Below are 26,504 nucleotides of genomic sequence, written 5' to 3' on the forward strand. Positions count from 1 at the left end.
TCGGTCACCGCTGACCAGAGTGGAAGCATTGTAATGGGTTTTTGGCCGGCCACAATGCGTCTTGCGAACGGATTGCGCACTCCCGCTGTGCAACCCGCGGATCGCAGCGCAGGCAATTATGCCGGTTGACGGAGCCGGCGTCGGTGACCGTCCTCGACCCGCTCACGGGTCACGACGGCCTCGACTCGCGCCAGCTTGAAGATCGCCGCCGTCATCACCACGCCCGCGACCACCAGGGCGACTATCCCGGCGCGACCCGCGCTCAGCGTCTCGCCCAGGACGACGACGCCCAGCGCCGCCGCCACCACCGGCTGCGACATCTGCAGGGTGGGCATCGACGCGGTCAGGGGCCCGGCCCGAAACGCCGCCTGACTCCAGACCACGCCGCCCGCCGCGGCCAGGACGCAGGCATACAGCTCGGGGGTTCGGGCCACCGCCCAGCCGCCGTCGCCGAGCCGGCCGACGACCTCCTTGGTCAGCACCCCGAAGACACCCCACAGCGACCCCGACACGAAAGCGAAGAGAGCCGCGGCCAGGGCACCACCCCGCATCCGGCCGGCCACGACGCACGCCACCAGCAGCGGCGCAAGCACGACAGCCACAGCCGCCCAGGTTCCCAGCGGGGCGCTCGAGCGACCGGCCCGCGGGTTGCCAACGACAACGACCACGACCACCGCGGCGGTCAGCAAGCCGCCCCAGATCCACTCGCCGCCGGTCACCCTGCGGTGCCACAACCGGGCGTTGATGGGCAGCGCGAACAGTAGCGACAGCATGAGCAACGCCTGCACCAGCAGCACCGACCCCCTGCCCAGGGCGGCCGCCTGCAACGCGATGCTCGCGATGAGGAACAACGCGCCCCACCACCACCGCAGGTCGCGCAGCAGGGTGGCGACCAACGCGATGTTGCCGATCGACCGGTCGTCGATGCAGTGCGCCGCCCGTTGCTGCAGCACGTCGCCGATGGCGATGCAGAGCGCCGAGCTCAACGCCAGGACGGCGGCGCTAACCACGCTCCGTCATGGCCCGGCTGGGCCACCTCCTGATCCGGGGCTGCCCCGGTTCGCGGGCGTCGGCGGCCCAACGGCGCCGACCAACCTTGGCGGCGTCGGCCTCACCCGTCGCCAACCGTTCGCGCAGCCGAACCAACGGCCCGGGCGCCCACCACGTCCACCGGCCGAGCAGATGGATGAAGGCCGGAACCAGGACCATCCGCACCAGGGTGGCATCGGCCAGCACGGCGAGCGTCAGGCCGACACCGAGCATTCGCATGAACGAGACGTGCGCGGGGATCAGCGCGGCAAACGAGATCGACATCACCAGCGCGGCGGTGGTGACGACCCGGCCGATGCCGGCCAGGCCCAGCGCCGTGCTCTCGTCCGTGACCGCATGCGCCTCGGCGGGGTTCGGTCGCTCCTCGCGGGCGACCGGAGAGGCCAGCCAGTACTCGTGGATCCGCGAAACCAGGAACACCTCGTAATCCATAGCGAGCCCAAATGCGATGCAGAACAACAACACTGGGATGTTGGCGTTCAACGTCCCGTTGGGTGTGGTCCCGAATGCGCCGAGGTGTCCGTTCTGGAAGATCCACACCATGGCGCCGAACGCCGCCGTCAACGACAACACATTGCACACCAGCGCCTGCAGCGGCAGCACAACGCTGCCGGTGAGCAGAAACAGCAGCGCGAACGTGATGGCGGCGATGAGCGCCAGCACGGCCGGCAGCCGCTGGGTGATCACGTCGACGCTGTCGCGGTTGATCTGCGCCAGCCCGGTCATCTCCACCGATCGCCCGTCCGGCCTGCTAACCGCGTGCAACCGGTCGAGCTGGGTGTTCGACGCCTGCGAATACAGCGGCGCGGTGGTGGCCACGGTGAGGAACGCGCTGCCGTTGGCCAGGCCGGTGGCCGCGGCGGGCGGCCCCGCCGGCGATCCGGCCACGAACGTCGCGGTGGGCGCCGTGACCGCGGACACGTCGGGTACCCGCGACAGCGCGGCGGCGTAGCCCTCCAGCTCGGCGGTCGTCACCCCGCGGGCGTCGGGAAGGACGACGGACACCGACGTCCCCAACCCGTTGCCGAAATCGTTGTCGAGCATGTCCGCCACCTGGCGCGCCGAGGCCGAACGGGGCAACACGCGCTCATCCGGAAAGCCCCACTTCACCCCCAAAAACGGGGCGCCCAGCAACAGCAGCAGCGCGACGACGGCCAGGCCGACCGGCAGGGCGTGGCGCAACACGAACTTCGTCGACCGGTACCAGAACAGCGAATAGACCGGCTTGTGCGCGTGATCGCGCCACGACTTTGCGCGCGACGGCACCCGGCGCGCGAACCACCGGCGCACGTCGAGCGCGTCCAGCCGCGGACCCAGCAGCGCGATCGCCGCCGGCGTCACCGCGACCGCGGCGATCGCCGGGCTGGCGGCGGTGGCCACGATGGTGTAGGCCGACGATTTCAAGAAGTACATCGGAAACAGCGCCATCACCGCCATCGACAACCCGACGGTGGTCGCCGAGAAGAGCACGGTGCGGCCGGCGGTGGCCATCGTCCGAAACAGCGCCCGGTCCCGTTCGCCGGATCGTGCGAGCTCCTCGCGGTAACGGCTGATGATCAGCAGGTTGTAGTCGATCGCCAGGGCGAGACCCATCGCAATGCTCAGGTCCAGGGCGTACGTCGACACGTCGGTCGCGAAGCTGATCAGCCGCAACACCGACATCGTGCAGACGATCACCAGCCCGCCCACGCCGATCGGCAGCGCCGCGGCGACCACGCCGCCGAGCACCCAGACCAGCACCGCGAAGCTCAGCGGGATCGCGATGGACTCCATCAACAGCAGGTCACGCGCGTTCTGGTCGTTGATCTGCGCATACGCCACGGCCATGCCGCCGGCGCGCACGGTGACGCCGCCGCGGTCGTGCACCAGCTCGCGGGTGAGGATGCTGGCGTAGTTCTGTGCGTCGTTCTCCCCGCCTTTCAGCCCGGCCACGATCAGCCCGGACGACTTGTCCTTGCTGACCAGCTGGGTGGCGACCTGCGGGGGCGACGTCCACGCCGAGGACACGTTCAGCACCCACGGGGACCGTTCGAGGTGGTCGACGATGTCGGTGGCGACCTGGCGCGCCGGGCCGCTTTCGGCGCCGGCGGGATCGGTCACCGCGATCAGTATCTGCTGATCGGTTTGGTTGAATCGGTCCCTGAGCAGGGCCGTCGCCCGCGCCGACTCCGACGTCGGGTCCTGGAAGCCGCCGCCCGACAGGCGGTTGACCACCGGTATTCCGAAGACGGCGGCGCCTACCAGGATCAAGAGGGTGGCCGCGATGATGCGACGCGGCGCGGCAATGGCGAGCCGCGTGATTCCTTGCAGCATGGGGTATCGCTTACCCAAACGAGGCCGTCTGACCCACCACGGCGTTTGACGGTCCAATACACCCGGGTATCGAACGAGAGCGGGCCCAGGCCTATGGATTCGGCATGTGGAGCGCCGATTTGGCTGGGCTGAAAGCGGATTGGATGAGCGATGAACAAACCCGACGACGCCATCATAATCAGGCATCCCACCGAAAATGACTGGCAGGAGGTCTATGAGAACCAGGCCCGCACTTTCGGGGATCCGGTGGACCCGCGCGCCGTGGAAGCCTGGAAACGCCGCGTCGAGCTCGAGGACATCCTGGTGGCCGAGGATGTCTCGGATCCCAAGCGTCCGACCCTGGTAGGGACATCGATCATCTATCGCGCCCGGCTCACCGTGCCCGGTGGCGGCAGCCTGCGGGCCGCGTGGCTGACCATGATCGCGGTCGCGTCGACGCACCAGGGAACGGGAATTTGGGCGCAGCTCAGTGCGCAGGGGCTGGGAAAGCTCCTCGAGCGCGGCTACCCGATCGTGTGTGGCGTTCCGACCCAGACCGCGATGTACGACGGCTTCGGCGCCGGCGTGGCCAGCTACACCCACTCCTACTCGATCGATCGCCGCTTCGCGAAGCTCCGAGACGCGCCGAACGGCAGCCGGGCTCGCGAGGTCAACGCCGCCGAGGCGAAGGACCTATTGCCCGAAATCTACGAACGATGGTGTGCCGCAACCAATGGGGCGGTGGAGCGCGACAGCGCGTGGTGGGCCGACTTCCTGGAGGACCGGCCGACGCAGCGGGGCAACGGATCTGCGCTGAACTTCACGATCCATCCGGACGGCTTCCTGGCGTATCGCGTCGTCGGTGCCGGCAAACACGCCTTCCGGCCGCCGTTCGGCTCCGTTCTCGTCGAGGACTTCTGCCCCATCACCGACGAAGCTCACACCGAGCTGCTGCAGACAGTGCTGGTCTTGGAGATGTTCGACAACATCGAGATCGACGTGCCCGTGGATGATCCGCTTCGGCTGAAACTACGCGACCAGCGCACCGCGCAGACCACCGGGATGAGCGATTTCCTGTGGGTGCGGATCAACGACGTGCCCGAAGTGCTTGGCGCACGCGAGTACTCCGCCGACACCGACGTGGTGCTGGAGGTCACAGACCCGCTCAACCTCGCCGGAGGCCGATTCCTGCTGCAGACCCGTGACGGCGCCGGCAAATGCACGCCACACGAGGGGCCGGCCGACGTCGAAATCGGCCTGGCCGAATTATCGACCATCTACATGGGGGCGCATCGCCCCTCCGAGCTGGTGCGTGCCGACCGCCTCACCGAACTGCGTCCGGGTGCCATCGGCGAGCTGGATGCCGCGTTCAGCACCGAGCGGGCGCCCTATTGCGGGACGCTGTTTTGATAGTTCTTGGCGAACAAGACCTTTCCTGCGCCACCGGGCAGGGCACCGCCCACTCGCGACTCAACCGGTATCCTGGGGGACATCGGGATTTCGCTTGGCGGCAGGACGCCTGTTATTGTCGCCTACGCGGTCTCGGCCGTACACGGCGCCGTTAGCTCAGTTGGTAGAGCAGCTGACTCTTAATCAGCGGGTCCGGGGTTCGAAACCCTGACGGCGCACTTTGACCGGACGCGTCTCAATGGCGCCTCAACCTCCAACCGGCGCGCTCTCCCGGGAGCTACTCTGCACATCCGCGTGCCGCGGCTGGTACAGCAGCGCGCGAACCAGCGGGCGCGGCCCGACGGACCGAAGCATTTGGCTGGCCGGGCGGACCCGTACCCGCTTCGGCCACCAGAACCAGCGTCCCATCACCGTCATGATCGACGGCGTGATGAGCGATCGGACGACGAAGGTGTCGAACATCAGGCCGAGCCCGATCGTCGTGCCGAACTGGCCGATCGCCCGGAGGTCACTGGTGATCATGGTGGCCATGGTGACCGCGAACACCAGACCGGCGGCGGTCACCACGGGGCCGGTGAGACCCATGCCGCGGATGAGACCCGTTTTCAGGCCTGCTCCGATCTCCTCCTCGATTCGCGACACCAGCATCAGGTTGTAGTCCGACCCCACCGCCAAGAGCACGATCAACGCGAATTCGGTTGCCACCCAGTGCAATTCGAAATTAAGGAGGTGCTGCCAGATGAGTGTCGAGAATCCGAAGGCGGCCCCCAGCGACAACACGATCGTGCCGACGATGACGCCCGCAGCGACCAGAGCACGGGTGACGATCACCATGATGATGAAGATGAGCACAATCGAGGCCACCCCGGCGATCATCAGGTCGAACTTGGCGCCATGGGCGATGTCGTTGAACGTCGCCGCAGTACCGCCTAGATAGATGTCGGCGTTCTGCAGCGAGGTGAGTTTGATCGCCTCCTTGGCCGCCTGACGCTCCTGCTCGACCGACGCGATTCCCTTCGTCGTCGCCGGATCCACGGCGTGGGTGATGATGAAGCGAGCGGCCTTCCCGTCCGGCGACACCATCAAGCTCAACCCCAGCTGAAAGTCCGGGTTCTTGAAGATCTCGGGCGGCAGGTAGAACAGGCTCTCAATCTGAGAGTCGTTGAAGGACTTGCCCATTACGGCGTTCGTGTCGGTCAGCCGATCGAATTGATCGACGAGGTTGTCGAACGTGCTGTAGATGGTCAGGGTGGTGTCCCTGATCGCCTTCGAGGTAGCGATATTCTCCGGAATGATCGCCAGCAGCTCGCGGGTGGCCTTAGCCGTGTCGGAAAGATCGCCGGTGAGGGCGTGGAACTTTTCGGCCAGCTGATCGAATCCGTCCAGCGCGTCGAACAGCGATCGCAGCGACCAGCAGATCGGGATGTCGTAGCAGTGCTTCTCCCAGTAGAAGTAACTGCGAATCGGTCTCCAGAAGTCGTCGAAATCCGCGATGTGGTCCCGGATCTCGTCCGTGATCGCCGCTGTCTCCCCCGTCGTTTTCGAGCTGTCCTCCGCGGCGGCCGCGAGCTTCTTGGTCACCTCGTACTGGCGCTCCAGCAGGGCGATCTGGGTGTCGAGGAAACCGGTGATCTTCTTGATGTCGGCGACGCGGTCCTTCAGGTAGTTCAGGTTGCTGCGGATCGGCGCGGTTTGCACGCTGAGCTGGAACGGGACGGACCCATCCTGGATCGGCGGCCCCAGGGGTCTGGTGATGCTCTGCACCCGTTCGATGCCGGGCACCCGGAAGATGGCTCCGGCGATCTTGTCCAGCACCAGCATGTCGGTGGGATTGCGCAGATCGTGGTCGGATTCGATCATCAGCAGGTCCGGATTCAGCCGGGCCTGGGTGAAGTGTCGATCGGCCGCGTCGTACGCCTGAACCGAGGCCGCACTCTTGGGCAGGTAGTACAGGTCGTTGTAGCGCGGGTTGAAGCCCGCCAAGCCGATGGCGCCGACGATCGCCAGGATGACCGAGGTCGCGAGGATGGGCGCCGGCCACCGCACGATGGCCGTCGCCAGGCGCCGCCACCGGGTGTAGTTGAACTTGCGCTTCGGGTCGAAAAGGCCGAAGCCGCTTGCGAACGCGATCAGCGCCGGCGTCAGGGTCACCCCGGCGGCCACCACCACCAGCAGACCGATCGCGCACGGGTACGCCAGCGAATTGAAGTAGGGCAGCCGCGTGAAATGCAAACAGGCCAACGCCCCGACGATCGTCAAACCCGAACCCAAAACCACCTTGGTGACCCCGGCGAAGGTGTCGTAATACGCGGCTTCGCGGTCCAGTCCCCGTTCGCGACCCTCCTGGTACCGGCCCACCATGAAGATCGCGTAGTCGGTGCCGGCCGCAATGGCCAGTGCCGTCAGCAAGTTGACGGCAAACGTCGACAGCCCCATGATGCCGGTGTCGCCCAGCAGCGCCACCACGCCGCGGCCGGTGGCCAGTCCGACGAACAGGATCACCATCGTCAGCAGCACGGTGCCGATGGACCGATAGACGAACATCAGCATGATCGCGATGATGATGACGGTGATGATCGTCATCTTGAACAGGCTCGCGTTACCCACGACGATCGTGTCGTCGGTCAAAGCTCCCTGACCCGCGACGTAGGCCTTCACCCCCGGCGGGGGCGTCGAGTCCGCGACGATCTTGCGAACCGCGTCGACCGACTTGTCCCCGACCGCGCCGCCCTGGTCACCGCGCAGGTTCACCTGGACGTAGGCGGACTTGTGGTCGTAGCTCTCGACACCCGATGCCGTGAATCGCTGGCCCCAGAAGTCGAGCGTGTGCTCGACGTGCTTGGTGTCCTGCTTGAGCTTCTTGACCAGATCGTCGTAATAGCGGTGGGCGTCCTGGCCGAGCGGCTGGTCACCGACCAGGGTCACCAGGACGAGGTTGTCCGAGTCGTATTCCTTGAACTTCTCCCCGATGTGCTTCATCCCGGTCACCGAGGGCGCGTCGGATGGCGAGAGCGGCACCGAGACGTCCTCGGCCACTTTCTCCAACTGGGGGACGAAGACGTTGACGCCCACCGCGATCAACAGCCAGATCACCACGATCGGGAACGCCAGCACGCGGACGGTGCGCGCCAGACGCGGCTTGTGCTCGACTTCGGCAGGTCGCGCGACGGGTATCTCGTCGGTGTCGCTCGAGTTGTCGGTCACGCGGATTTGTCCAAGCAGGAAACCTGCGCATCACGCGTGTTGACCTGTTGCTGATCGACCAATTTGCCGTCGACGGTGATCCGGCAGCCGATCGAAGGGCCGTCGCCCTGAGCGACGACGTAGGCGAAGATGCCGGGCATTTCCGCGACGATCGTCTGCGACCACGGCAACGTGGTGAAGTTGGCCTTCTGCGGTTGCGCGTCGGCATCCATCCAGTTGACGACGCCCGTTGTCCCGGGTGGTCCCAGGATTTCGTAGATGGCGGTCTTGGCCGCATACGGCGGGGTCGCATCGCGCGGGTCGGGTTTGGGCAGGCCGGGCCCTGGAAAGACGCCGCTGAGGCGCTGCACCGCAACGCCGCCGATGACCACCGCCACGACAACGACCAACGCAACCCATGCCCGCTTGAGAAGCCTCAACACCGTCCCCTCCGACTAGGAAAGCGCGACGGGCTCAGTGTTTAGGCATCTCGTCACCCGCGCAAACGCTAGCCAACGCCATGACGGTCGAGTTAATTCCTGCGTGGTGCGCGGCCGCCTCCGAGCCGCGCGGCAACCGCACCGCTCGTCGCACTCCACCCGGCCAGTTTGGAGGGCGACGACCAACGGCAGGGTGAGCTACTCGCGCGCGCACAGCAACAAGAGACGCTCAACAAGGGACACGCACGACGGTGTTGGAGTCGGGGGTGTGGAACATCTTGCGCTAGAAGCGATTTCACTGTGAGGCGCTGATTTATGGTGTCGGCCTCAGGCGTCGTTGCCATCGGGATGGCCACGCGGTCGTGCCGAAAATCAGTGTCCGGAAATAGCCGATTCGCCGGCGCAAATTTGTTACAAGACGTCCATTGTTGTCACGGGTTGAAACCAGCACAGTTTTAAGGCCACAGCGCGTACGCTGATCGACATGGCTACCAAGGCCAAGGTCAAGCTCAAGACCTGCGTACATTGCGGCCATACGTTCGATCCGAACGATCGACCGCATGACCTGTCCGATCCCGACTGGCTTCCGGCCGCCTCAGTTTATTGTTCGCAAGAATGCGCCGACCGGTTCCATTGCGATATGGGACATTGCTGCTCGACCCGCGCGAAAGAAAAGGCTCGTCGCGAAGCCGCCAAAGCCGCGCGATAAACGACGCTTCCCCAAATAGCGAACTCGCCACTTTCCGCGATGGTCAGCGGTCCCTGATCCTGCGCACCACCACGATCACGACGACCGAAGAGATCCCCACCAGCGAGGCGATCACCACGGGCTTCTTCACGAATTCGACCGCGCGGGCCTTGATGTCGTCGGCGAGACGGCGGGGGTTGGCGCGCTCGGCGAGTGAGTCGACGGTGGCCGCCAGCTGGTCGCGGGCGACGTCGATGTCCCGCTTGATGGCCTCGGGGTCCCGGTCCGCCACGTGTCTGTCCTCCAAGTCCCAGTCTTCAGGTGATACACCCGCCCGCACTACCCTAGATCAGCCGGCGACAACCCCATCGCGCCGGTGAAGAGAAAGGACCCACGTTGACCGAGACCACCCGGCTCGCCCCGGGCGACAAGGCGCCCGCCTTCAGCCTGCCCGACGCCGACGGCAACACGGTGTCGCTGGCCGACTACAAGGGACGCCGAGTGGTCGTCTATTTCTATCCGGCCGCCTCGACGCCGGGATGCACCAAACAGGCGTGCGACTTTCGCGACAACCTGCGCGAGCTCAACGAGGCCGGGCTGGACGTGGTGGGCATTTCGCCGGACAAGCCCGAGAAGCTGGCGAAGTTCCGCGACGCCGAGAAGCTGACGTTCCCCCTGCTGTCCGATCCCGACCGCAAGGTGCTGACGGCATGGGGCGCCTACGGCGAGAAGCAGATGTACGGCAAGACCGTCACCGGGGTGATCCGGTCGACCTTCGTGGTCGACGAGAAGGGCAAGATCGCGGTCGCGCAGTACAACGTCAAGGCCACCGGCCACGTCGCCAAGCTGCGGCGCGACCTCTCGGTGTAGTCGAGGATTGAAGATCCCACCAGACAGCAGCACTCATCTGGTGGACAACCCGCGAAGTTATTCGGCGACACGTCGGTCGCGCTTCGCGGGATGGCTGGCGCTTGTTGGCATCCTGATTGATTGATGGGGGACTTCGGGTCAATCGGCGCGTGGCTGTTGTTGGCCGTCGTCATCGTCGGCGCCGTACTGATAGCGGTGAGCACCGTCCAGCTGGGCAGCCGGGTCCTTTCCGATGACACCGGCCCGGAACACAACTCGGCGCTTTCGCCGTACGTGACGGTTGTGGGACTGGTCTACGGCGCTCTCCTCGGTTTCACCGTTGTGGTCGGCTGGCAGGAATTCCTGTCCGCCGAGGTCAATGTTTCCAACGAGGCATCGACATTGACGACGATGTACCGCCAGACCGTCGCCATGCCGCAGCCCGAGCAATCGCAGATCCGCGAACAGCTGCGCCAGTACGCGGATGGGACGCAGGGCCCGGAGTGGGGCAAGCAGGATTTCGGACGCATCAGCAATCGTGGGCGGGCCGCGATCACGGCAATGTATCGCATCGTCGGCGGTCAGCAGTCCAATGCCGCGTCGAGCCCCATCAGCCAAGATTTTCTAGGCCGGCTGTCCGCCTTGGCATCCGAACGCAGCACCCGCATCCTGGATGCCAAGCCACGAATACCGCCGCTGCTGTGGTGTTCTTTGATCTTCGGCGGGTTGGTGCTGATCACCCTCACCGGCTTTTTGCGCCTGACGAGCAACCGTGGTCACATGGTCCTGACGAGCACGGTCGCCGTCCTGCTCGGCTTACTGCTATTCCTCGTCTTCGTCCTCGACCATCCTTTCGGCCCACTAGGCGTCACCTCGCAACCATTTGCCCACGCGGTTGCGGTTTTTGACGAGGTCGACCGCGGAACGTGAGGATTGTCGAGCGGGTTCGAATAGTGAGTTCCGATTACGTTGAGATGCACTGCACCAGGTTGGCTTCGCCCGACTCGGTCTTGGACTGGGTGTCCTTCACGGTCCCGTTGACGGTGATCGTGCACGTCGTCTTCTGACCCGTCGGATTCGCGGCGACGCTCAGCACCGCCGACGGGCTGGTGTCCTTGCTGGTGAACGAGACCGACCACGGGACCGGCTGATTGTTCAGAACCTGCAGGACACCGGTCGCGTCGTAATAGGACACCGCCGCCAACGGGGCATCCGACGTCACGGTGTACACCACCACATCGCCCGGCGCGCCGGCCGCGACCGGCGCCGCTGTCAGCAACACCCCGACCGATAGCGCGGGGGCTAGGGCAAACCGTGCCTTCATCAGTGCTCCTTTGTCGCCCCCGCTCACGGGTACTTTGCGCCCGCTCGCGCGTATCAGCAACTCGTAGACGCAACGCCGGTCCGGTCGCGCACAAGGATCTCGCAAGCGTTATGGGGCAGACTGTTCGCGCGCCTAGATGGAGACGCGTAAGGAGTCGACGATGAGGGACCAAGAAGACCCCGAGCAGTACATCCGCGACCTGGAAAGCGGTGTCGGCCAGACGCCGGTGACCCCGCCCCGGCCGTTCGGCACCGACTCGGGAAGTCGGGCGGTACCCGCGGAGGCCTCGCGGCGGCGGTTTCCCAGCGTGGCCGAGCTGGCGACGAATCCGCGAAAAAGGTTCCTACTGATCTGTGGGGTCGCGGCCCTGATCGCCATCGGATGCTACGTGGCGACGCATTACAGCAAGGACACCGTGCACGGACACCTCATCATGATCAACGCTGGTACGACGGGCACGATCGACTGCAACAACGGAAACCTCGAGCTGGACGGGGGCAACAACACGTACACAGTCACCGGCCACTGCCAGCGGCTCGACATCCGAGGTAGCGCAAATAAAGTCACCGTCGACAGCGCCGACACCATCGGGATCATCGGCGACGACAACGTGGTGATCTACCACTCCGGCGCACCGACGATCAACAAGACGGGAAGCAACGATATCGTCGCCGAACGTCTGAGCAACCGTTGAGAACCTAGCCCAGGTTGGCCAGCAGCAGGGCCTCGGCGATCGCCGCGCGCTCCAGCACGCCAAGGTGCAGGCTTTCGTTGATGCTGTGCGCCTGGGTCGCCGGGTCCTCGACGCCGGTGACGAGGATCTTCGCCTGCGGGAACGCCGCCGCGAACTCGGCGATGAACGGGATCGAGCCACCCATCCCCATATCGATCGGCTCGGCGCCCCAGGCCTGCCGAAAGGCCGCCCGCGCCGCGTCATAAACCGGGCCGCTGGCGTCGATGGCGTAGGGCTCGCCCTTGTCGCCGCGCGTGACGCTGACCCGCGCCCCCCACGGGGCGTGCCGCTGCAGATGTGACGTCAACGCGTCCAGGTGCGCCTCGGCGTCGCCGCCGGGAGCTATCCGCATGCTGACCTTGGCCCCGGCCCGCGGGATGAGCGTATTCGACGCTGCCGCAACGGGTGTCGTGTCGATGCCGATCACGGTGATCGCCGGTTTGGCCCACAGCCGCTGGGGCACCGAACCGGAACCGATCTCGGACACCCCGTCCAGCACACCGGAATCGGCGCGCACCCGCCCGGGCGGATAGTCGGGGTAGTTCAGTGAGCTGATGTCGGTTTCGTGCAGCCCGGCCACGGCGACGTTGCCGTCGTCGTCGTGCAGACTGGCCAGCACCCGCACCAGGGCGCTCAGCGCGTCGGGAACCACCCCGCCCCACAGGCCCGAGTGCAGCCCGTGGTCGAGCGTGGCCACCTCGACCACGCAGTCGACCAGCCCGCGCAGCGAAACCGTGAGCGCGGGGGTGTCGGTGCTCCAGTTGTCCGAGTCCGCGATGACGATCACGTCGGCGGTCAGCGCGTCGCGGTCGGCGCGGAGCAGTCGGCCCAGCGACGGCGAGCCGGATTCCTCCTCGCCCTCGACGAAGACCGTCACGCCGACCGGCGGCTGGCCGCCGTGTGCGCGAAATGCCGCCAAATGCGTTGCCACACCGGCCTTGTCGTCGGCGCTGCCGCGGCCGTACAGCCGGCCGTCGCGCTCGGTGGGCTCGAAGGGCGGCGATACCCACTGGCCGTGGTCGCCCTCGGGCTGCACGTCGTGGTGCGCGTACAGCAACACGGTGGGCGCTCCCGGCGGCGCCGGATGCCGCGCGATGACGGCCGGCGCCCCGCCCTCGCTGACGATGCGCACGTCGCCAAAACCGGCCTGCGACAACAGGTCCGCCACCGCCTGCGCGCTGCGGTGCACCTCGTCGCGCCGGGCCGGGTCGGCCCACACCGATTCGATCCGCACCAAGTCCTCGAGGTCGCGGCGCACCGACGGCAACACCTCGCGGACGCGCTCAGTCAGATCGCTCATGCCTCCCCTTCATCCCGCGAGCGTGCACAGAATGCCCTCAACCGGCGGCGTGTCGCGGACAAACACGCACGCTCGCGGATGAGGGCTCGCGCTCAAGGAGTCTCCAGGATCGCGACGGCGGCGGCGGTATCCCCTTCGTGCGTCAGCGACACGTGGATCGTCACGTCGGCCAGATGCTTGGCGATGTCCCCGGTCAGCCGCACCCGGGGTCGGCCCCACATGTCGGTGACCACCTCGATGTCACGGTGGATGTCCTCCGGCAACACGGGCCGCTGCGCGAACCGCGACACCGACCAGGCCTTGATCACCGCCTCCTTCGCCGCCCAGCGGGCCGCCAGGTGGCGCGCCGCCGACGAACTCTTGTCCGAGGCGTCGCGCCGCTCACCCGGGGTGAACGTTTCGGAGAATGTCGTTCCCGGTTGGTCGACCTGCTCGGCGAAATCAGGGATGGAGACGAGATCGATCCCCACACCGACAATGCCCATGGCTGGCCAGGTTAACCGATGGACGGCGTCACCCGGCAGGGACCTGGTAGGCGTCGTCGTCGCCCAGACGGGCGGCCGGATTCAACAGCATCGCCGCCTCCTGCCGCTTCTCCGCCACCTCGTGGTCGAAGCGACGGTCCGGGGGCCGCTGGTACATCGGCGGGCCACCGGCGATGGCCGACACGAGTCGGCGCTGGCCGGCCAGCAGGCGGGCGTCCGCACGCCGCTGGTAGTCGGCGCGCTGATCCGGGTCCAGCGCGGCGATGAACGCCTGGGGGTGCACCAGCGCGACGAGCCCGGACACGTGGCCGAACCCGAGGCTGGTCAGCATCCCCGCCTTGAGCGGGAATTTCTCACCGAGCCGCAGCGTGTCGCGCACCCAGACGAAGTGCGAGGAGCCCGCCAGTTCGTCGTCGACGCAATCCAGGCTGCGGTTGGGCGGGATGACCCCGTCGCGCAGCATCTGGCACAGGCCCATCGTCTGGAAGACCGCGGCACCGCCCTTGGCGTGGCCGGTGAGGCTCTTCTGCGATACCACGAACAACGGGGCGCCCGGCGAGCGGCCCAGCGAGTCGGCCAGCCGCTCGTGCAGCTCGGTCTCGTTGGGATCGTTGGCCAGCGTCGACGTGTCGTGCTTGGAGATCACGGCGATGTCGTCGGCGCCGACGCCCAGCTTGGCCAGCGCCCGCGCCAGCGGCGAGTCCTTGCCGCCGCGGCCCGCGCCCAGCGCACCCAGGCCCGGGGCCGGGATCGAGGTGTGCACGCCGTCGCCGAACGACTGCGCGAACGCGACCACGGCGAGGACCGGCAGGCCCATCTTCAGCGCCAGGTCGCCGCGCGCCATCAGGATGGTGCCGCCACCCTGCGCCTCGACGAAGCCCAGCCGGCGCCGGTCGTTGGGCCGGGAGAACTTCGAGTCGTGGATCCCGCGGCCGCGCATCATGCCGGTATCCGCGGTCGCGGCCATGTCGCCGAAGCCGATGATGCCCTCGAGCGTCAGGTCGTCGATGCCGCCGGCGACCACCATCTCGGCCTTGCCCAGCCGGATCTTGTCGAGGCCCTCCTCCATCGACACGGCGGCGGTCGCGCAAGCGGCGACGGGGTGGATCATCGCGCCGTAGCTGCCGATGTAGGACTGAACCACGTGTGCGGCAACGATATTGGGCAGCACCTCTTGGAAGATGTCGTTCGGCTTGTTACGGCCCAACAGGTTGCCGTGGTACATCGTCTGCATCGACGTGCCACCGCCCATGCCGGTACCCATGGTGTTGGCCACCATGCTCGGGTGCACGTAGCGCATCACCTCGGCCGGGCTGAAGCCGGCGGACAGGAACGCGTCGACGGTCGCCACGATGTTCCACACGGCAAGCCGGTCAATGGAACTCGCCATGTCGGGGCTGATACCCCACACCGTCGGGTCGAACCCGGTCGGCACCTGGCCGCCGACGACCCGGGACAGCTTGGTCTTGCGCGGCACCCGGATCTCGGTGCCGGCCTTGCGGATGACCTGCCAGTCACTCGAGTCGGGCACCGGGCGGATGATCGTGTGCTCCGGGTCGAACTCGGCGAAGGCGCGCGCGTCGGCTTCCGAGGACACCACGAACGCGAAGTCCTTCTCCAGGAACACCGAAACCAGCAGCGGGGACGCGTGATCGGGATCGATGGCGCCGTCGTCGACGAACTCACGGATGCCGCATCGTTCCACCACGGTGTCGTGGTAGCGCTCGACCAGCTCGGACTCGTCGACCAGGTCGCCGGATTCGGTGTCGTACCAACCGGGTTGGGGGTCGTCTTCCCAACGGATCAGCCCGGTGGTCCAGGCCAGCTCGAGCACACCGGCCGCCGACAGCTCGTTGTCGACCTCCATCTCGAACCGGGTGCGCGACGAGCCGTACGGTCCGAGCTCGGCGCCGCCGACGATCACCACCAGCTCGGCGGGGTCGACGTCGAGGTCGGCCCATTCCGGGGGCGGTGCCGGGCGGTAGCCGCGCGGCGGCGACGGCAGCGCGCGAATGGTGCCCACGGCCGCGTCGTCGTCGTCCTCGCCGGCGGCCTCGGCCGACATCTCCTCGCGCGCCTTGGCGGCCAGCTCGGCCATATCGAGGTTGGCCTCGGCGAGCCCGCCGGTCAGGTCGGCCTCGATCGGCTTGCTGGCCGCGGCCACCTTGGACTCCACGTCGCACAGGCTCAGCAGCATCGCGGCCATCTCGTCGGTGGAGTAGGTGGTGACGCCGGCCTCCTCGACCGCGCTGACGATCGCGTCGTTGTGGCCCATCAGCCCGGTGCCGCGGGTCCAGCCAATCAGCGCGTGCGCCAGGCTGACTCGGGCCGCCCAGGACGACTCGGCGTGCCAGCGGCTCACCAGCGCGTCCAACGCCGACTTGGCCTCACCGTAGGCGCCGTCCCCGCCGAACATGCCGCGGTTGGGCGAGCCCGGCAGGACCACGTGCAGACGCGACGCGATGTCGCGCTCGGCGCCGATCTTCGACAGGCCGCCGATCAACCGCTGCACGGCCCACAGCAGGACCTTCATCTCCATCTCGGAGCGCGAACCGGCCTCGGACAGGTCGCCGGCGACGCGCGGGGCCGCGAACGGGAACAGCAGCGTGGGGGTCTGCGCGTCCTTGATGTGAATGGATTGCGGCCCAAGGCTTTCGGACTGCTCGGTGCCGACCCACTCGACCAGGGCGTCGATGTCGGAGTAGGACGCCATGTTGGCCGCCACCACCCACAGGGCGGCGCCGTAGCGGGCGTGGTCACGGTAGAGCCCGCGGTAGAACGCCAGCCGTTCGTCGTCGAGCTTGGATGTCGTCGCGATGACGGTGGCGCCGCCGTCGAGCAGACGCGCGACCACCGAGGCCGCGATCGAACCCTTGGAAGCGCCCGTCACCACGGCGACCTCGCTGCTGTACGGACCCGGCAGCGGGTTCTCGGCGCCGGCGGCGATGCGGCCGTACAGCGACGCGTGGATCTGGCGGCCGGCGGCCAGCGACTTGCCCTGCCACCAGGTGGCCTGGGTGGCGACGACGTGGCCTGCGCCCTCGAACCGCTCGGACAGCCGCATCCAGTCGGCGTCGATGTCGCCCTCGTCGGTCAGCCAAAGCTTGACCAGGTCCTCGCGGGCGCTGGCCCAGCGGTCGTCGAACACGACGGCCTTTTTGGCGTCGAACACCGGGGCCACCAAACGTGGCCAGTCCGCGCCCAATTCGGCGGTGACCAAGTCGATGAGCTCGGCGTCGGTGGCCGCCGGCGACACGCTAACCGGATCGTCGAGGCCCAGCTGGCCCAGCACCAGGCGGGCCGCCGAGGCCAGCACGCCGTCGCGACCGGTGATCTGGTCGGTGAATTCGGAGAGCGCGGCCGCGTCGATGGTCGCGCCGCCGCCACCGCCCGCCGACGGCAGCGCCACCGAAATGCCGTGCCGGGCGGCGACCGACGTGACCGCCGCGTCGATGACCTTGTCGACGGAGGCGGCGTCGGCCAGCGCGCCCTCGTGCAGGTGGCCCATCGCGCCGCCACGGACGCTGGTGCCCTCGCGGGTGCCCAGCGCCACTTCCACCGTGACGTGCTTGGCCCAGCCGTCCCCGAGCTCCCAGGTCTTCTTGACCCGTTCGGCGATCGCGGCCGGCCGCTTGCCCGACGGCCCCAGCACCGTGCGCAGCTGATCGTTGATCGCGTCGGAAAGCACTGGGCCGTAAGGCTTGTAGGTACGTGCCAGCTTGGTCACCTGCGCGCGCAGTCCGGCCAGATCGGCCTCGGCCGCGCCGTCGATGGCCCCCAGGTTCAGCTCCGAACCCAGGTCCACCAGCAGCTGGTTGCGCCGCGACGACGCGCCGTCGGTGATGGACTCGATGGAGTCCAGCTGTTCGATCTGGTCGATGCGCATCTTGGCCGACAGCGCGATGAGCGCGAGGGTGGCATCAGCGGCATCGAACGTGATGTCATCCGGCCGAGCTGCCCCCGACGGCGCAGCCGGCGCCGAAACCGGTGCGGCTGCGGCCGTTTCGGGCGCTGCCGCGTCCGCCGGCGCCGTGTAGCCGACCTCGTCCTCGGGTTCCGGCTCCGGGTCCGTGTCGGTGGCGAACAGCACGGCGGCATCGCGCTCGGCGTTGAGCACCTCGACCGTGCTGTGCGCGTATTCGGGCAACTTGAGGGTGTTGGTCGCCAGACCGGCGACGGTCGGCGCCGACTTCACGCCGATCTCGACGAACCGCTCCACACCGAGACCGCCCGCGGCCTCCTCGGTGAACAAAAGGTCCTGGGTCTCGATCCAGCGCACGGGGCTGGCGAACTGCCAGGCCAGCAGCTCGATCAGCAGCTTTCGGGCCAGCTCGCCCGGCCGCTCGCGACGCCAGGTGTCGTAGTCGGCGAGGATCTCGTCGAGCGGCTCGGCGGGCACCAAATCCCGGATCTCCTGGACGAAGTCGCGATCCAGCGTGAACGGCCGCGGCACCAGGTTCGGGATGTAACGGCCGACGATGATGTCGGGATCCTTGTCGCGCGGCATGACCCGTTCCAGCGCTCGCCGGAAGTCGGCCACGCCGACGCGCAGCACCCGCGAGTGGAACGGCACGTCGATGCCCGGCACCAGGATGAACGAGCGCTTGCCTCCAGTGATTTCACGACGACGTTCGATCTCTACCTCGAGCGCTTCCAGGCCGCGCACCGTGCCGGCGATCGCGTACTGCGAGCCGCGCAGGTTGAAATTCACGATCTCGAGAAATTCACCGGTGCTCTCGGCGATTCCGGCGACGAACGCCGGAACATCCTCGTCGGGCAGGTCGATCTGCGAGGGCCGGATCGCCGCCAGCCGGTAGTTGGAGCGACCCAGCTCGTCGCGGGGCACGATGTCGTGCATCTTCGACCCGCGGTGAAACACCATCTCCAGCAAGGCTTCCAGCTCATAGATGCCCGTCACGCAGGCCAGCGCGGTGTATTCACCGACGGAGTGGCCGCACGCGATGGCGCCTTCGACGAAGGCACCCTGCTCACGCATCTCGGCGACCTGCGCGGCGGCCACGGTCGCCATCGCAACCTGGGTGAACTGCGTCAGATACAGCACGCCCTCGGGGTGGTTGTAATGCACACCGCTGGCGATGATGCTGGTCGGGTTGTCGCGCACCACGTGCAGCACCGAGAAGCCCAGCGTGTCGCGGGTGAACTTGTCGGCGGCGTCCCACACCTTGCGCGCCGCCTTGGACCGGGCCCGGACGTCCATGCCCATGCCCTTGTGCTGGATGCCCTGGCCGGGGAACGCATAGACCGTCCTCGGGGAGTCCAGCCGCGCGGTGGCCGACATCACCAGGTCCGATCCGACCCGTGCGGCCACCTCCAAAACCTCGGCGCCCTGGTCGATTCCGACGCGGTCCACCCGGAAATCGACCTCGTCACCGGGACGGACCATGCCCAGGAATCGCGCGGTCCAGCCGACCAGCCGAGCGGGCGGGCGGGCCTTGCCGTCGGTGGCGGTCGCCGCGTGCTGCGCCGCGGCCGACAGCCACATGCCGTGCACGATCGGCGATTCCAGCCCGGCCAGCAGCGCGGCCGCCCGATCGGTGTGGATGGGATTGTGGTCACCGGACACCACCGCGAACGGGCGCATGTCGACCGGCGCGGTCAGCGTGACGTCGCGCCGGCGACGGCGCGGGGTGTCGGTCGCATTCTCCGACACCGCGCCGCCGGCCCGGACCGGATCGGTGAGCTCGGCCGCACCGGTGCGCCCGAGGATCGCGAAACGCTCGGCGAGCGTAGCGATTACCGCGCCGTCGGCGTCCGAGATGGACACCGAGACCGGGACCACCCGGCCCATGTCCGTGTCGAGGGCGCGCGAAGCCGTTGCGGTGACGGTCAATTGGGCGCGCACAGTCGGCAGCGTGCCGACCACATGCGCAGCGTGGTCGAGATGCACCAGGCTCAGCAGGCCCTCCACCACGGGGACACCGGAATCGGTGACGGCTGAGCCGATCGCCGCGAAAACGGCGGGCCAGCAGGGGCCGACGAGCGCGTCGGGCACGGTGGTCAGGCTCGGCGCCAGCGGCTCGCCGAAGATAGCCGTGACGCCGGTGTGGTCCGCGACCCGCTCGGGATCCCAGTCCACCGTCAAGGTGGCCGTCCCGTCGGTGACCGCCGGCAGGAAGTCCGGCCCGTCGACGCCCGCGGCGATCGCCAGGACCGCGCGCATGGCGGCGGTGGCGTCCTCGGTGGACACCACGGGGGTGCCACCGTCAACGGTGTTGGCGGGCAACCGGAATGGGATGTCGACCCACGCGCCGGACACCGGCACGCTCAGCATGACGCCGTCGCCGTCGACCTCGAGCCGCGCCCCGGTGGACGAGTGCGTCGCGCGCTGGCTTTCGGGTCCGTCATGCACCAGCCAGTCGCTCGGCTCGGCGATTCGATGGACCGGGTTGGTCGTGGTGCGGCCGGCCCACTGCACGTCCGGCGCGTCCAGCACGACGGCCAGCGGTCCGGTCACGTCGGCGCGGCCGCGCCGGCGCGACGGGGCGGGCCGGGGCTCCGCGCCCGCGGCCAGCGCTTCGTTTACGGCGGCCTGCTCGAAGCGGTCCAGCAGCTCGCCGACGGGTTCGTCCATCCGGGTGATGCCGGCCACCCCCGCGGTGCCCGGGATGATGCAGACCTGGTCGGCGTCGTAGCGGGCGTCGTGGGCCTGCCACAGCGAGTCACTGCGCCACCAGCGCCGCACATCCTTGTCGATGACCGGCACGAAGTTGACCGGCTTGCCGAGGGTCTTGCACAGCGTGACGAAGAACGGCACGTCGGCCGGGTGCAGCTGCACGGTTTCGGCGTCCGGGTAGCTTTCGAGCAGCCGGCCGATTGCCGCCTCCGGGTTCTCCAGCAGCTCCTCGTCCGCGAAGGCCGTCTCGATCGGCCCGAAATCCTTTGGGTGCAAACGCGCTTCGGCGCGCTGCAGCATCTGCTGGAAACGGTCGCGCCACGTGTCGGCCAGCCAGGGGCTGCCGGGCGAGGCCGTGTCGGCGGTCGAATCGCCGTCGCCGATGGTCAGTTCGACGTAGCGCCGCAACCACTGCAGGTAGGTCATCTCCCCCACGTCGCCGAAATACGGCTTGGCGGTGTTGGCCATCGCCGCGATGATCTCGTCGCGGCGCTCGGCGACCGCGTCGGCGTCACCGGCGACCTCGTCGAGCAGCCGGCCGCACCGTGAGGCGCTGTTGTCGATCTCGTGGATGTCGGCGCCGAGCTGGCTACGGCTGGATGCCATGCCGCCCTGGGCTTTTCCGGCGCTGATCCACTGGTCGGTGCCGGTGGTTTCGACCAGCATCCGCTTGACCGACGGCGACGTCGTGGACTCGAGCGTCGCCATCGCCGCGGTGCCGACCAGGATGCCGTCGATCGGCATCAACGGGAAGCCGTACGCCTCGGCCCAGCGCCCGGACAGGTATTCGGCCGCCCGCTCGGGAGTGCCGATGCCGCCGCCGACGCAGACGGTGATGTTGGGACGCGACCGCAATTCCGAATAGGTCGCCAGCAGCAGGTCGTCCAGGTCCTCCCAGGAGTGGTGGCCGCCGGCGCGGCCGCCCTCGATGTGCATGATCACCGGCTTGGTGGGCACCTCGGTCGCGATGCGGATGACCGAGCGGATCTGCTCCACGGTGCCGGGCTTGAACACCACGTGGCTGATACCGATGTCGTTGAGCTCGTCGATCAACTCGACGGCTTCCTCGAGGTCCGGGATGCCGGCGCTGATCACCAGGCCGTCGATCGCCGCGCCGGACTGGCGGGCCTTCTGCACCAGCCGCTTGCCGCCGACCTGGAGCTTCCATAGGTAAGGGTCGAGGAACAGGGCGTTGAACTGATAGGTGCGGCCGGGCTCGAGCAGCCCGGAAAGCTCCTCGATGCGGTCGGCGAAGATTTCCTCGGTGACCTGCCCGCCGCCGGCCAGCTCGGCCCAGTGCCCGGCATTGGCCGCGGCCGCGACGATCTTGGCGTCGACAGTGGTCGGGGTCATGCCCGCGAGCAGGATCGGCGAGCGGCCGGTCAGCCGGGTGAACTTCGTCGACAGCTTGACCCGGCCGTCGGGCAGCGTCACCACGGTCGGCGCGTAGCTCGACCAGGGCCGTGCCACCTCGGGGGTGGCCCCGACGGTGAAGAGGTTGCGCTGACCGCCGCGAGTCGCCGCGGGCACGATGCCGACGCCCAGGCCGCGGATCACCGGCGCGGTCAGCCGGGTCAGGATGTCCCCGGGGCCCAGGTCGAGAATCCAGCGGGCGCCGGCTTGGTGAACGCTCGTGATCTCATCCACCCAATCGACGCCGCTCACCAGGATGGCCTCGGTCAGCTTCCGCGCCAGCGCGACGTCGAGGCCGACCTTCTCGGCCCAGCCCCCGACGATGTCGATGCCGTCGGCCAGCCGCGGCGTGTGGAAGCCAACCTCGACCCGAACCGGGTCGAAGACCGGTGCGAAGACGTCGCCGCCGCGGACCTTGTTCTTGCGGTCGGCCTCCTCCTTTTCGGAGATCTGCTGGCAATACAGTTCGAAGCGCGAGAGCTGCTCGGGGGTGCCGGTGATGACGACCGACCGGCGGCCGTTGCGGATGGACAGCACCGGGGGCAGCACGGTCCGCACGTCCTGCGCGAACTCGTCGAGCAGCCGGCGAATGCGTTCGGGGTCGGCGTTGGTCACCGACACCATCGGCGGCCGGTTCCCCAGCACGGAGATCCCGCGCCTTCGGGCGACCAGCGTCCCGGCCGCGCCGATCAGCTGGGCCAGCGCCAGCAGTTCGATGTCGCGGGCGCCCCCGGCGTTGAACGCCTCGACGGCGAGCACGCCCTGGGAATGCCCGACAACGGCCACCGGCGGCGTGGCGGTCCAATCCATGCCCTGGCGGGCCAGCGCCCGCGCCGCCGCGATCTGGGTGAGCAGCACGCCCGGGATCGACACCGCGGCCGACGTCAGGTGCTTGTCCGACGGGATGGGATCCTCGGCGGCCAGCGCACGCACCCAGCGAAGCGGCTCGAAACCGATCGGGCGGACCACGACCAGCTCTTTGGCCACCGGCTCGAGCAGCATTTCGACCTCGCCGACCAGCGTTGCCAGGTCGGTTTCGATCCCGGCCGAGGACACCAGCTCTTCGAGGGTCTCCAGCCAGGCGCTGCCCTGGCCGCCGAAGGCGATGGCATACGGCTCGCCGGCCGTCAGGCGGTCGACCAGAGCATGGGCGCTGTGCGGGCTGTTCCCGTCGCGGTCGGCGGACACCCGGTCGTGCTCGTGGATCGTCACCTTCGTCTCCCCTGTATGCGTCTTTTACGTCTCGGTTTCGTTCGGCCGGTCGGCCCCATCGGTCGGGGGCCTGCTCGGTCTCACTCGATTCCCCGTCGAATCACAGCCGGAGGACGGCTGGCCGGTGTGCTGTCGCGGACCGCCTCGAAGGATCGAGCGGCGCGGCGGACAGCATCGGCTGTACTAAGAGTGTCATAAGGATCAGTGCCCTTTTTGCATGTTGATCGGTTACTGGTGAGTTCTACGCACGGGTAACCGTGTCGTGGGTAACACCGGCTTTGACCGCCCGCGCGGGCGCGGCGAACAAACCTGCTGCATGCAGGTGGTTACGGTCGAGTAGCTATAACTGCGCTGATCAAGGCACGATTGTTATGTAATCGTTATGTTAAAAAAATCGACTCGCTTAACCGCCGTTGACGCCGCGTCAGCGCCGTCCGACGGGCCCGCGGCGCGTGTGAATGAGCGAACGAGTGTTTGCTGGAAGCTGGACCGCCGGGACCCTACGCCCACTGACCGAATTGCGGTTTGAGGATTTCGTTGATGTCGACCCCTACCCCGCCGACGCTTCGTTTGTCGATCTCGACCTGATGCAGGCTCGCCGCCGGGTGGGCGAAGCCCTTGGGCGAGCCCCAGTTGTGCTGCCAGAAGTACGCGCCGAGCCCGTCGTGCAGCGCCCAGTCGATGGTTTTCGAATTGGCGTACACCCCGGTGCGCTCGTGCCCGATCACCGACTCCCAGGAACGCAGATACGGCACGATCAGCTGCTTGTACTGCTCGTACGACGGGTCGTCGTCGATCGACGCGTAGATCGGGGCGTTCGCCGGACCGCCGGCGGCCGCATGCAACTGCATCCCGCGCTGGGCGTGTTGCAGGCCCGCCGCCGCCCCGCCCAGCCAGTCGGCCGTGGACCCCTTGCCGTACTGGTAACAGGAGACGATCTTGAGCCCGTTGCTGCTCAGGTCGCGGGCCTCGCCAACCTGAATCGGCTTGCCCAGCATCCAGTTGCCGCCCGGCCGGCGGTCGGAGACGTACCGAATGGATCCGACCGCTCCGGCGGCCCTGATCTGGCTGGCCGGGATGACCCCCGCGGCGTAGTCCAGCAGCGTGCCCAGCGACGCTGACGCCGGCGCGGCGCGCAACGACGCCGCCGCGACGCCCAGCCCTACCAGGCCCGGGGTTGCGGCCACGAATTTGAGCACGTCACGGCGCGAGACCGACACATGCCACAGGGTACGACAGGAACATCACTTGTCCCATCAACCACTTAGATCACAGCGATCACATATGCGTCACATCGACGCATCGCTCGGCAGCACGATGACGATGATGGCCTCCAGGCCGCGGCGGGCCGTCTGCCGCGACATCTCATCAAGGAAGTGGGCGGCCGCCGGGCTTATCGATCCGGCCCAGGCCCGGAATCCCTGCACCATCACCGGGTCGTTCACCAACAACGGTTGCACCTGCCGCAGCACGCCGACCAGGTCGTCGGGCAACGGGTCGGCCACTTGCGCGTCGATCCAGGTGCGCGCGAGTTCTGTTGCCGCGGAATCGCTTTCGTCTAACGCAACCACGTCGTTGGCGAGTTTGCGCAGGCGGTCGAAGAGCACCTGATGTCCCGGCGTCTCGGCCAGTTGCTCCAGCAGCGTGCTGGCCGCCGGGGGCAACGCCATCTGCCCGAACAAAGCGGGGACCGGCAGCTCCCACCCGTCGAAGAGCTGGGCGTACATCTCGGTGACGGACGGGGAAAGCGGGGCGGTGAGCCTGCCGATGACGCCGATGCTGTCGCGATGCCTCGTCGCCAGCCTGCGCAGGATGTCTTCGTTGAGGCCGGACGGGCCCGTGTCGATCGCGGTATCGATCGCCGCGATCAGCTGATCCAGCCGGTCGCGCTCGCGGACGAGCAGGGTGCGGTGCTCGTCCAGCAGCCCGGCCAGGGTGGTCTGGCCGCCGTCGAGCAACCGCTGGATGTCGTTGATGCCGACGCCGAGGCTTCGCATCAGGTCGATGCGCAGCAGCTCGAGCACCTGGTCGACGTCGAAGACGCGATAGCCGTTGCTGAGGTATTCGGCGTGCAGCAGCCCAATTTTCTCGTAATGGCGGATGCGGCCCGATGCGATTCCGGTCAGGGCCGCGACGTCGCCGATCAGCAACTGCTCAGCCACGGCTTGACCTTACAACTGTCACAAGGTCTGTACTGGGCATATGGAGCGTGAGCAGCTCGTCGACCTGACGCGGCGTGCGTTGAAGCTGGCGCGCGACAAGACGACCGACCTTGCCCCGTCGCAGCATCGGGTCGACGCACGGGATTACACGTCGGTCGAGCGGCACGAACGGGACCGGGCCATGCTGCTGGCCAGCCCGCAGTTGGTCGGCTACGTCTCGGAGCTCCCGGCTCCGGGCGCGTACTGCACCAAGACGGTGATGGGCCGATCCATCCTGCTGACGCGCACGTCGGCGGGTTCGGTCAAGGCGTTCGACAACGTCTGCCTGCACCGTCAATCGCAGGTCGCAACGGGGTGCGGCACCGCGAAGCGGTTCACGTGTCCGTACCACGCGTGGACGTACGACAACACGGGGCGCTTGGTGGCGCTTCCGGGACGTGAGGGGTTCCCGGAGGCGTCGACCGCAAGCGCGGCGAAGCCGGGCGCAGCGGGTCGGCGCCCATCGGAGGAGGCGTCGACCGCAAGCGCGGCGAAGCCGGGCGCAGCGGGTCGGCGCCCATCGGAGGAGGCGTCGATCAAGTCCGATGGTTTGACCGAACTGCCGGCCGCTGAATACGCCGGATTCCTTTGGGTCGCGCTGGATCCCAGCGCGACCCTGGACGTCGCCGCACACCTGGGACCGCTGGCCGAGGAGCTCGATTCGTGGGGCATCGGCCGGTGGTCCCCGTTGGGCGAGAAGGTGCTCGACTTTCCGATCAACTGGAAGCTGGCGGCCGACACCTTCGCGGAGAACTACCATTTCGCCACCGTGCACCGGCAAACCTTTGCCACCATTGCCCGGAGCAACTGCACGGTGTTCGACGCGTTCGGCCCCCATCATCGGTTGATCTTCCCGCTCAACACGATCCTGGACCTCGACGACGTTCCCGAGGAGCAATGGGACCCGTTCCACAACATGGTCGTGATCTACGCGCTGTTCCCCAACATCGTGCTGTCGGTGACCATCGCCAACGGCGAGCTCTTCCGCATCTACCCCGGCGACCGGCCCGGCCGGTCGATCACCGTGCACCAGAACTCGACACCGCTGGACCTGTCCGACGAGTCCGTGGCCGCCGGCGCTCAGGCCGTCTTCGAGTACGCCCACTCCACGGTCCGCGACGAGGACTACCGGCTGGTCGAAGGTCTGCAGGCCAACCTCGAGTCGGGTGCCCGGGATCACCTGGTGTTCGGCCGCAACGAACCCGGGCTGCAGCACCGCCACATCACCTGGGCCGACGCGCTCGCGCCGAGTCTGTAAATCTGCAGCGAAAGTGCGAGTGAACGCCTGCA

15 protein-coding genes, 1 tRNA gene and 3 pseudogenes are annotated in these 26,504 nt (G+C 67.7%); 8 read left to right on the top strand and 11 right to left on the bottom strand.

Annotated elements, in window-relative coordinates; genetic code table 11:
- Positions 1-116: 116 nt before the first annotated feature.
- On the bottom strand, positions 117-1,010 hold the full coding sequence (locus tag A9X00_RS16240; protein ID WP_067155281.1) for a DMT family transporter: 894 nt from the start codon (positions 1,008-1,010) through the stop codon (positions 117-119).
- A complete protein-coding gene (locus A9X00_RS16245) occupies positions 1,003-3,363 on the bottom strand; it encodes an MMPL family transporter (RefSeq protein WP_067155284.1) in 2,361 nt (786 codons plus the stop codon). The genes A9X00_RS16240 and A9X00_RS16245 overlap by 8 nt, the downstream gene beginning before the upstream one ends.
- Positions 3,364-3,513: 150 nt before the next feature.
- Here A9X00_RS16245 and A9X00_RS16250 point away from each other — a divergent pair, with 150 nt between their 5' ends.
- Both A9X00_RS16250 and A9X00_RS16255 read left to right on the top strand, forming a co-directional pair.
- Entirely contained in the window at positions 3,514-4,752 is a 1,239-nt protein-coding gene (locus tag A9X00_RS16250) for a GNAT family N-acetyltransferase (RefSeq protein WP_067155287.1), read from the top strand.
- A 145-nt stretch (positions 4,753-4,897) separates the two neighbouring features.
- Positions 4,898-4,970, top strand: a tRNA-Lys gene (locus A9X00_RS16255).
- 28 nt (positions 4,971-4,998) lie between these two features.
- Here the strand turns inward: A9X00_RS16255 and A9X00_RS16260 are convergent.
- Complete coding sequence (locus A9X00_RS16260; protein ID WP_067155290.1) at positions 4,999-7,956, bottom strand: RND family transporter; 2,958 nt, start codon at positions 7,954-7,956, stop codon at positions 4,999-5,001.
- Complete coding sequence (locus A9X00_RS16265; protein ID WP_193376413.1) at positions 7,953-8,375, bottom strand: MmpS family transport accessory protein; 423 nt, start codon at positions 8,373-8,375, stop codon at positions 7,953-7,955. The genes A9X00_RS16260 and A9X00_RS16265 overlap by 4 nt, the downstream gene beginning before the upstream one ends.
- A 484-nt stretch (positions 8,376-8,859) precedes the next feature.
- On the opposite strand from A9X00_RS16265, the gene A9X00_RS29970 reads away from it, so the two are divergent.
- Positions 8,860-9,084, top strand: a complete 225-nt coding sequence (locus A9X00_RS29970; RefSeq protein WP_082975332.1) for a ferric uptake regulation protein — start codon at positions 8,860-8,862, stop codon at positions 9,082-9,084.
- Positions 9,085-9,127: 43 nt separating this feature from the next.
- On the opposite strand, the gene A9X00_RS16270 is transcribed toward A9X00_RS29970, so the two are convergent.
- Complete coding sequence (locus tag A9X00_RS16270) at positions 9,128-9,355, bottom strand: DUF3618 domain-containing protein (protein ID WP_067155295.1); 228 nt, start codon at positions 9,353-9,355, stop codon at positions 9,128-9,130.
- A gap of 104 nt (positions 9,356-9,459) precedes the next feature.
- On the opposite strand from A9X00_RS16270, the gene bcp reads away from it, so the two are divergent.
- Together bcp and A9X00_RS16280 are read left to right on the top strand one after the other, a co-directional pair.
- Complete coding sequence (bcp, locus tag A9X00_RS16275; RefSeq protein ID WP_067155298.1) at positions 9,460-9,933, top strand: thioredoxin-dependent thiol peroxidase; 474 nt, start codon at positions 9,460-9,462, stop codon at positions 9,931-9,933.
- 123 nt (positions 9,934-10,056) lie between these two features.
- The gene (locus A9X00_RS16280) at positions 10,057-10,842 is read left to right on the top strand and encodes a DUF4239 domain-containing protein (RefSeq protein WP_067155301.1); all 786 of its coding nucleotides are present in this window, start codon (positions 10,057-10,059) and stop codon (positions 10,840-10,842) included.
- Positions 10,843-10,876: 34 nt separating this feature from the next.
- Here the strand turns inward: A9X00_RS16280 and A9X00_RS16285 are convergent, their stop codons facing one another.
- Positions 10,877-11,236 carry an MmpS family transport accessory protein gene (locus A9X00_RS16285; RefSeq protein ID WP_156772124.1) on the bottom strand — a complete coding sequence of 120 codons (360 nt, stop codon included), beginning with the start codon at positions 11,234-11,236 and terminating at the stop codon, positions 10,877-10,879.
- A 160-nt stretch (positions 11,237-11,396) separates the two neighbouring features.
- Here A9X00_RS16285 and A9X00_RS16290 point away from each other — a divergent pair, with 160 nt between their 5' ends.
- Entirely contained in the window at positions 11,397-11,930 is a 534-nt protein-coding gene (locus A9X00_RS16290; protein ID WP_067155307.1) for a DUF3060 domain-containing protein, read from the top strand.
- 4 nt (positions 11,931-11,934) lie between these two features.
- On the opposite strand, the pseudogene A9X00_RS16295 reads toward A9X00_RS16290, so the two are convergent.
- The 5 genes and pseudogenes from A9X00_RS16295 to A9X00_RS16315 form a co-directional block, all read right to left on the bottom strand.
- Positions 11,935-13,331: pseudogene (locus A9X00_RS16295) on the bottom strand (dipeptidase).
- A 30-nt stretch (positions 13,332-13,361) separates the two neighbouring features.
- On the bottom strand, positions 13,362-13,754 hold the full coding sequence (locus A9X00_RS16300; protein WP_067155313.1) for a holo-ACP synthase: 393 nt from the start codon (positions 13,752-13,754) through the stop codon (positions 13,362-13,364).
- 28 nt (positions 13,755-13,782) lie between these two features.
- Complete coding sequence (locus A9X00_RS16305) at positions 13,783-23,013, bottom strand: type I polyketide synthase (protein ID WP_067155316.1); 9,231 nt, start codon at positions 23,011-23,013, stop codon at positions 13,783-13,785.
- Between the two features lie 500 nt (positions 23,014-23,513).
- Positions 23,514-24,233, bottom strand: a complete 720-nt coding sequence (locus tag A9X00_RS16310; RefSeq protein ID WP_067155319.1) for a DUF1906 domain-containing protein — start codon at positions 24,231-24,233, stop codon at positions 23,514-23,516.
- 69 nt (positions 24,234-24,302) lie between these two features.
- Positions 24,303-25,175: a MerR family transcriptional regulator gene (locus tag A9X00_RS16315; protein ID WP_067155322.1), complete on the bottom strand. Its 873-nt coding sequence runs from the start codon at positions 25,173-25,175 to the stop codon at positions 24,303-24,305.
- Between the two features lie 40 nt (positions 25,176-25,215).
- On the opposite strand from A9X00_RS16315, the pseudogene A9X00_RS32790 reads away from it, so the two are divergent.
- A pseudogene (locus A9X00_RS32790) lies at positions 25,216-25,626 on the top strand (aromatic ring-hydroxylating dioxygenase subunit alpha); the annotation flags it as partial.
- Between the two features lie 129 nt (positions 25,627-25,755).
- Positions 25,756-26,472: pseudogene (locus A9X00_RS32795) on the top strand (SRPBCC family protein); the annotation flags it as partial.
- Between the last annotated feature and the right edge of the window lie 32 nt (positions 26,473-26,504).

It is taken from the genome of Mycobacterium sp. 1245805.9, assembly GCF_001672915.1.
In the GTDB taxonomy this organism is placed as follows: Bacteria; Actinomycetota; Actinomycetes; order Mycobacteriales; family Mycobacteriaceae; genus Mycobacterium.